The organism is Streptomyces sp. MS06 (genome assembly GCF_047200655.1).
GTDB lineage: Bacteria > Actinomycetota > Actinomycetes > Streptomycetales > Streptomycetaceae > Streptomyces.
On record NZ_JBJZOJ010000151.1, the window covers coordinates 1 to 968 of the forward strand.

Annotated in this window: 1 protein-coding gene; it reads right to left on the reverse strand. The window is 67.1% G+C overall.

All coding sequences use genetic code 11. From position 1 onward, the window contains the following. A partial coding sequence (locus ACL02U_RS32875) for a DUF1996 domain-containing protein (RefSeq protein WP_412794673.1) occupies positions 1-968 on the reverse strand: 968 nt, incomplete at both ends.

A 968-nucleotide genomic window follows, 5' to 3' on the forward strand; every position in this document is an offset into this window, starting at 1 on the left:
CGGCCGGAGTTGATGCACTTGACGACCTTGTTCATCAGGCCGTCGTCCATGACGCTGATGAAGTCGTCGTGGTCGGTGATGGCCTTGTGGAGCTGCTCCTGGAAGCCGTCGACCGCGTAGGGGTTCTTCACCTGCCCGTTCTGCACCCGGGGTGCCGGTACGTCGTACACCAGCCGCATGGTCAGCTGCGGGATGGCCTTGAACCCGTTGCGGCAGCGGCCGTTCCGGTCGGCGAAGTCGACGTGGGTGCGGTGGTTGGCGCTGTCGATGTTCTGCCCGTCCCAGCAGCTCTGGAAGGCGAAGGAGCGCACCACGCTGCTGCCGTCGGGGCAGATCGGGTACTTGTCGGTGAGCTGGACCTTGTTCTCGAAGCCGGTGCAGCTCCAGTGCGCGTTGGCGTTCTTGGTGCCGTTGGTGAAGGCCTTGGCGTCGCCGGTGATGATGCGCAGGAACTTCGGCATCGCCACCACCTTGCCGCGCGGGCTGCCCACGTAGGTGATCTCGGCCTTGCGGGCCTTGAGGATCTTGCCGACGTTGCCCTCGGCTCCGCCGCCGAGGTCGTCGGCGTCGAACTCGCGGGTGCCGTCCTGCAACCGGAGCACCGGCCAGTAGTAGGCGGAGCGGTCGCGCTGCTCGTCGCAGCTGGTGTCGGCCTTGTCCAGGCTGTCGTTGCTGGAGAAGGCGTCCACGCCCTGGTTGCCCACGTAGTCGTGGGTGTGGTGGGCGCCGTTGTCGACACCGGGCGCCACGATCAGGTTGTCGGTGTTGAAGACGTTGTTCTCGTTCACGCCGCAGTCCACGGAGAACGTCCCCGTCGAGGCGTTGCGGCTGTTGCGCGGCGCACGCGGCACGTTCGGCCGGACCTTGGTGATGTCCACGAAGTCCGCGGCCACCGGCCCCGCCGCACCGTTGCCGTTGTCCTGCTGCTGACCACCACCGCCACCCTGCTGCTGCCCCCCACCGTCCTG